This window comes from Psychrobacter sp. H7-1 (assembly GCF_904846585.1).
Lineage (GTDB): Bacteria > Pseudomonadota > Gammaproteobacteria > Pseudomonadales > Moraxellaceae > Psychrobacter > Psychrobacter raelei.
In genome coordinates, this window is sequence record NZ_CAJHBH010000069.1 from 1 (window position 1) to 6,228 (window position 6,228).

The window sequence follows — 6,228 nt, forward strand, 5'->3', positions numbered from 1 at the left end:
TCCAGTGTTCATCTTTGAGCATAGTGCGAGGCATAGCGAACGATATCTTTTTTGTGTGAGAACTTAAAGATTAACCGTTCGCTATTTTTTTTGCCATTAATTTGTCGCCAATGTTCAACACGCCCTAATTAATCTGTCTTTATTGTGTAGCAATGTATTGTTTATAATATAGTTGGTTTAGAGTTTTTTTTAATAGTATAATGGCATTTTTACCATATTCATTAGGAACAGGCATGACAACTTTGCGGCCTTCGACCCAGCTCTTTGCAGAGCCTTCATCTACTCTTAAAGTTTTAGCGCTTTCAATTACAGCAGCCTGCTGTACTCCAATGCTGGCTATGACTGCTGCGCATGCTGAAAGTGACTCCTCTATGTCTATGTCAACTGCGGATCAGCAGGTGACTGTGGATGATTTTTTGAAGTGTTCAGATTTAAAATTAGCAGCCGCTCGTTTGGCCTGTTATGACAAAGTGACCACAGGGGATCCGATTACTGTAGGCCGTGAGAAAAAACCGCTTGATTTAGCGCAGTCTGTTAAGGCCACTTTTAGTGACTTGCGTCCCACTGCCGTCTTCGCTGATGAGAATGATAAGCGTGAGTTCGCTGAAGAGGCAGAGGGCGATATTATAGATGTCGGTGCGCCTACTGCCTCTGGCAACCTTAAGTTGGCCAAAGCTGGGTTAACGGTGGATGATTTTTCACCCTATACCACCCTAAGCTTGGCTTATGATTTGGATAAAAATAGCGAAAATGGTACGTGGACAGTAAGACCCCATAATCCCATTTACTTAATGCCGTTATACGCTCATTATGATCCCAACCGTAATCCGAAATCACCGACTCAGCCTGAGCCAACGGCCAAAGATTATGGCGATCAATACGATCCTTTAGAGCTAAAAGCTCAAATTTCTTTAAAGACAAAAGTGGCTGAAGATGTCTTTGATACCAATGCAGATGTGTGGTTTGGCTATACCCAGCAAATGCATTGGCAAGTCTATAATGAAGATAACTCGCGTCCTTTTAGAGCCACCGACTATATGCCTGAGATATTCATCACTCAGCCAGTAAAAGCCGATCTGCCGTTTAACGGTCGTTTGCGTATGATAGGCGCCGGTGCCATTCACCACTCAAACGGACAATCTGATCCATTATCGCGCTCATGGAATCGTCTGTATTTAATGGGGGGTGCTGAGTGGGGTAAGCTTAGCGTGATACCGAAAGTCTGGACGCATATTAAAGAGAAAAAATCAGGGGGAAAACGAGGTGATAACCCAGACATTACCGATTACTATGGTAATGGGGAAATCCAAACCCTTTATGACTTTGGTAAAGGTGAAACATTAGCCGCAACAGGTCGTTATAACTTCGATACACAAAAAGGGGCGATTCAATTAGATTATACTCACCCGATTACCCGTGATGTACGCGCCTTTATCCAAGTATTCCACGGCTATGGTGAGTCTATTATTGACTATAATGATGAGACAACCGCTGTGGGTGTGGGTTTATCATTAAACGATTGGAAAGGTCTGTAAGTCTTTCTTGCACTTCACTTGGCAAAGCCCACTGCGTATGATTCCCGCTTACTACCAACTGGGTATGTGGCGGGTACAGTACTTTCAACAAACCTGCTGTGTGTGCCATATCCATTGTAGAGCAATAACCAAAGAGCGCCTCCCTATGAGGCGTTCTTTTTTTTCATCTTTGCTTTGTCAGTGGTGCCATGATGATGTCAGCTGGTTGCCAGATGCGCTGCATCAGCAGCTACCGGTCACGCAATTAGCCGCCAACCACCATTTTGTTATTCAACCTGCCGCTGCACACGTGGGCTACCTACGCTCAGCACTCATTGCATTTAAGTACAAGCAGCAGCTAAGTGCACTGCCGATATTAGTGCATGCTATTCGTCAGTTACCAAGACCACAAGGCTGCCACAGTACAAACAGTGTGATTGTTGCCACACCTACCACAAAGCATCGTTTGGCCACCCGAGGATTTAGTCCGTTATCTGTGTTGGCTTATTACTTATCACGGCACTGGCAAATTCCGCTTTGGCAGGGCATTCACCGTGTTGATAAGGCCGGTAGTCAGCAAGGGCTTGATAGACAATCGCGTCAACAAAACATCCTTAATGCCTTTGAAGTGACTCAAGCGGTACCGACTCGGCGCGTTATTTTATTTGATGACGTGGTCACCACCGCAGCGACGTTAACTGCTTTAGCTTTAACTATCAAACAGGCCTGCCCTGAGACACATATCATGGCTTATGCACTCAGCCATGGTCATTAGGGCATCGTTATCTTAATCTAAAATTCGCTCAATTAGGTAATAAGTGCAATTAAATCTATTAATAGTCATTATAAGATGTTAAGTTAAATTTAACTTTTTTATTATAGAGTTTAAAAATTGGATGCAGCAAGTGCTCTAGCGTATTCATTTAAGTTAACACTTAAGTTAAGTAGAAGGTTGCATGTATAGCAAGGGCATCCAAGGCTATGGGCTAATCGACATTTTAATAGTCATGACCCTGATTGGAATATTGACCACTGTCGTTTATCCCACCTATCAGCAGCACCACATCAAAGCCAGTCGCCTACAGATGATGTCAGAGTTGCAGCGTTTGGCGGTGCAATTACAGCACCACAAGCTGGTTCAAGGGGATTACCGAAAAGTGCATATGGCACTGCTGTTACAAAGTGCGGGCACCCATGCTCCTGATTATAAAAACAGTACTGTATCCAAGGCTTTGCTGGTGAAGTTTCCCTATACCCATCAGCAGCCCAACAGCGGTAACAGACAAAACTCTCAAGCGCTTTATATAACTTCGCTCACCCCCTTAGACAATGAGGGGTATCTCACCTCTGCTCACTGGCAGCTGATAGCCACTCCAACTACAGCTGGCAAGATGGCGTCAGATGGTGTACTGAGCCTTAATTATTTGGGTCAGCAGTGTCATCAGCAAAGCTGTAGTAGGGTTCAAGCCATACCTTAAGACGTTCCGCCATCTGATTTAGGAGGAGACAGTGATGCAAAGTGGGCCACCAACGCATATACCCGTATCTAGTCAACAAGGTATGGCTTTCATTGAAGTGTTAGTGGCTCTAGTTTTATTTAGTGTGGCAGCGCTCGGTTATGTTGGTTTGCAGGCACAATCTTTGGCAGCGGTAGATGATGCGGTGATGCGGACACAAGCTTTGGTTATATTAACGGAAGCTGCAGAGCGTATTCGGACTAATATGGGGAGGGTGGCACTAAGGGCGTATCAATTACAGTTTGATGCAGCCACTATTCCAGCTATGACAAGCTGCACTGTAAGAGCGGGCTGTAATGCGACTCAAGTGGTACAAAACGATGTGGCGGTATTACGCCTACAAGCCAAACAGCAAGGTATGACACTTGCCATGCTCGGTTGTCCTGGCCGGTTGTCCACCACTGAAAACTACTGCTTAGTCGCTGCATGGCATGGAACACAGGCTAAATATGTCAGCAGTGAGGTCTTAGACGGCTGCTTACATCTTCAGGGCAATTATCGAGTAGGGTCGGATTGCTTGTATATGGAGGCCTATTAATCCATGCCATCAAAACCGCTCAACCCCAAGCATATAGGGCTCGACTCTATCACCGCTCAACAAGGGGTTAGCTTGATTGAGCTTATGCTGGCACTGACTTTAGGGCTTGTGGTAAGTGGCGCCGCATTTGAGTTGTTCGCTCATAGTCTGGCGGTGCAGCGTATACAGTTAGCAGTCTCTGAGCTACAAGATGATGCCGTCTTTCAATTGCCTGCGATTCATAAAACCATTAGAAAGGCCAATTTAGGGTCTCATTCGACCATGCATCAAGCCTCTGCATGGACCGGCATAGTGTTGACCGGCTCCTATGATAATGCTCCGTTGAGTGCTTTAGGAGGATCTGAAAAATGGGGCAATCTTCGCGGCGTGGTCAATCTCAATGAACAGTTATTTAGTCGTAGCAACCTAGGACCCAGTAACTTGGTTGCGCCGACCAACAGTGATCAACTAACCATACAGTACCAAGCTGCTTTTCCAAGCTTTGACTGCGAGGGCAAAAAAGTGCATCCAGGTGATATGATTATTGAGCGTTTTTTTACCCGATTCGATAGACAGCGTGCCGCTAATGAAACCAAAGACTTGGCAATCGTTCTGGCCTGCGATGCAGGGCGCTATCAATTACCAACGGCCATTCGAAATAGCCCTGCCAAGGCGCATCAGTTATACATTAAAGATTTTGGTGATAATGGGGTAGTGCTGATGAATCGGGTGGATTATTTTGGCGTGCAGCTTGGCGTAAGATTAAAGCAAGGCGTATCTTATATGTCCATTGAGCAGTACTTGACCCAAAGTAGTCCCTTGGATGCTCACTCTGAGTATTTATATCACGCCCCCATCGTATCGGTGCAACTTGGCATCATTAGCCGGGCCAGTACCGCACAAGCGAAGTCGATGCCGGGTAAAAGTGTGTTTTATTTACAAGGCAAACCGCATACCATTCGACACCAGCATCCCAGTTATTTACGCCGCTCATTGACCAGTGTGGTGGCGCTCAGAAACAGTCGTGAGTCATTATGACCTCCCCAGTATCGGTGTTCGCACAGAGTGACCAGCAGCAAGGGGCAGTACTTGTGATTGTGCTGATGCTGGCAGTATTACTCTCTACCGCCAGTGTTATTGCCTTAAAAAACTCTCAAACATCGTTAGAGGTCATAACAGCCGCTCAGGTCAATCGATTGTTGTTTCAAGCATCAGATGTACCTTTGGCACACCTAAAGACGATGGTCGATCAGCCTGATAATCTGGCGCAATTAATGTCGCCGCAAGGTCCTATGGGCTATCTGATCAAGCAGCCTTTTATTAAGGCCAATCAGCACAGCTGGGCTGAATACGTGGTGTGTTATCAGCCGACGCGTTACAAGTCTTGGTTAGAGGGCAGCGCACGGCACAAGCGTGTTGGGGTGCAAGGTGGCATCATAAATCCACAAGGCTATTGTAATATTGCCAATCGACAAATGAATCATTACACCAGTGATCGCCAACTGATTGCCACCCAATTGTCTTTTACTCGGCCTATTATGGCGGTATCAGAATCTGCTGATAATACGATAAGCGGGGCGGTAGATGGTATGGCCATTGTGCTCGATGCCTTAGGCAGTCCTAAACCTGCTCATCATACAAATCCTGTGGTGCAAAATCATGGCTCTGTAACTGACAATACAGTGCCGCAGCAGACTTTGATCCGAGTGTATGTGACCTCGGTCATGCCTGTGTTTAGTTCTGCAAAATTAAAGCAAATAGATGACTGTTTGGCCAAGTCTATGGTAGTGATCACCGCTGATGACTCAAGCCATAGCTTGCAGCAACAAGAAAGCCAAATGGCCTGTTTGAGTAGAACCAAGACACTTCATGATGTGCAGGTACAAGACTATCTTTATATCTATCAAACGCCTGTGAATAATGAGTAGCAGTCAGCTTAAATTAAGTCTCAACAGACCCTTAGGGTATACCTTGATAGAGCTGCTTATCGTAGTGGCGCTAATGACACTATTAACCGCCATACTGTTACCCAGCTATCAGCAATATCTCAATCAAAAAGTGCAGTGGCAGGCGCAGCAGCAAGCGCTACAGTTGGCCCATGACTTGGCCAAGTGGCGGGGTAAGTATTTGACTTATGCAGGCTTTAGTTTGTCACAATCCTCATTACAGCTCTCCTCAAATCAGCCTTTATTTGCCAGTAATTTAGAAGAGCGGCTGTATCTGCCTTTGGGTTCAAATGAGAAGACACATCATTATGAAATTCGGTTAAGCGATGCCACTGGGCAGTTTGTCTTAACTGATCTTCAGGCCAATGGACAAGGATGGCAGATGTGGGTTGTGCCCAATGTACACGCTAACTTTTTTGAGCTTACCGATGCCCATTTAGACAGCTATTACTTGGACAGTCTTCATCAGCGCTGCCGTTACTCCAGCGCTCAGACTGTGGCACTTATAACCTCCCAAGGTCAGGCAGACTGCCGCTTAACTTGGTAGGGTTAGGAAAGCGCGGGGACAGGGTAGGGTGCACGCTTTAAAAAATTTATCAACTTAAGTTTAACCCCAGTTCGGGATAAGGGCTCAAAAAAAAGATAAAAAAAGAAGTCCAAAGTTGCTAAAGTAAGTTTACCAAGACCACTTAAGCAAAAAGGACTTCTTACATGGACAACCTAACCGAACTATA

The 6,228-nt window shown here is 45.6% G+C and carries 7 protein-coding genes; all 7 read left to right on the forward strand.

From position 1 onward, the window contains the following. Positions 1-233: 233 nt before the first annotated feature. The 7 genes from JMX92_RS12865 to JMX92_RS12895 all read left to right on the forward strand — a co-directional run bounded on the left by JMX92_RS12865 (position 234) and on the right by JMX92_RS12895 (position 6,041). Positions 234-1,535 (forward strand): phospholipase A, encoded by a 1,302-nt coding sequence (locus tag JMX92_RS12865; RefSeq protein ID WP_201546049.1) that lies wholly within the window; start codon positions 234-236, stop codon positions 1,533-1,535. Between the two features lie 145 nt (positions 1,536-1,680). Then, a complete protein-coding gene (locus JMX92_RS12870) occupies positions 1,681-2,289 on the forward strand; it encodes a ComF family protein (RefSeq protein ID WP_227675379.1) in 609 nt (202 codons plus the stop codon). 181 nt (positions 2,290-2,470) lie between these two features. After that, the gene (locus tag JMX92_RS12875; protein ID WP_201546051.1) at positions 2,471-2,992 is read left to right on the forward strand and encodes a type IV pilin protein; all 522 of its coding nucleotides are present in this window, start codon (positions 2,471-2,473) and stop codon (positions 2,990-2,992) included. Between the two features lie 34 nt (positions 2,993-3,026). After that, positions 3,027-3,569 (forward strand): prepilin-type N-terminal cleavage/methylation domain-containing protein, encoded by a 543-nt coding sequence (locus JMX92_RS12880; RefSeq protein ID WP_201546053.1) that lies wholly within the window; start codon positions 3,027-3,029, stop codon positions 3,567-3,569. Positions 3,570-3,572: 3 nt separating this feature from the next. Next, entirely contained in the window at positions 3,573-4,586 is a 1,014-nt protein-coding gene (locus tag JMX92_RS12885; protein WP_201546055.1) for a PilW family protein, read from the forward strand. After that, the gene (locus tag JMX92_RS12890; RefSeq protein ID WP_201546057.1) at positions 4,583-5,476 is read left to right on the forward strand and encodes a hypothetical protein; all 894 of its coding nucleotides are present in this window, start codon (positions 4,583-4,585) and stop codon (positions 5,474-5,476) included. The genes JMX92_RS12885 and JMX92_RS12890 overlap by 4 nt, the downstream gene beginning before the upstream one ends. Further along, positions 5,469-6,041, forward strand: coding sequence for a type IV pilin protein (locus tag JMX92_RS12895; protein ID WP_201546059.1), 573 nt, complete (start codon positions 5,469-5,471; stop codon positions 6,039-6,041). Before JMX92_RS12890 ends, JMX92_RS12895 begins: the two co-directional genes overlap by 8 nt. The last annotated feature ends 187 nt before the right edge of the window (positions 6,042-6,228 follow it).

Bases quoted from the DNA above. Each gene is read 5' to 3' on its own strand.
- JMX92_RS12865 (WP_201546049.1), top strand. From the start codon at position 234: ATGACAACTTTGCGGCCTTCGACCCAGCTCTTTGCAGAGCCTTCATCT.
- JMX92_RS12870 (WP_227675379.1), top strand. From the start codon at position 1,681: ATGAGGCGTTCTTTTTTTTCATCTTTGCTTTGTCAGTGGTGCCATGAT.
- JMX92_RS12875 (WP_201546051.1), top strand. From the start codon at position 2,471: ATGTATAGCAAGGGCATCCAAGGCTATGGGCTAATCGACATTTTAATA.
- JMX92_RS12880 (WP_201546053.1), top strand. From the start codon at position 3,027: ATGCAAAGTGGGCCACCAACGCATATACCCGTATCTAGTCAACAAGGT.
- JMX92_RS12885 (WP_201546055.1), top strand. From the start codon at position 3,573: ATGCCATCAAAACCGCTCAACCCCAAGCATATAGGGCTCGACTCTATC.
- JMX92_RS12890 (WP_201546057.1), top strand. From the start codon at position 4,583: ATGACCTCCCCAGTATCGGTGTTCGCACAGAGTGACCAGCAGCAAGGG.
- JMX92_RS12895 (WP_201546059.1), top strand. From the start codon at position 5,469: ATGAGTAGCAGTCAGCTTAAATTAAGTCTCAACAGACCCTTAGGGTAT.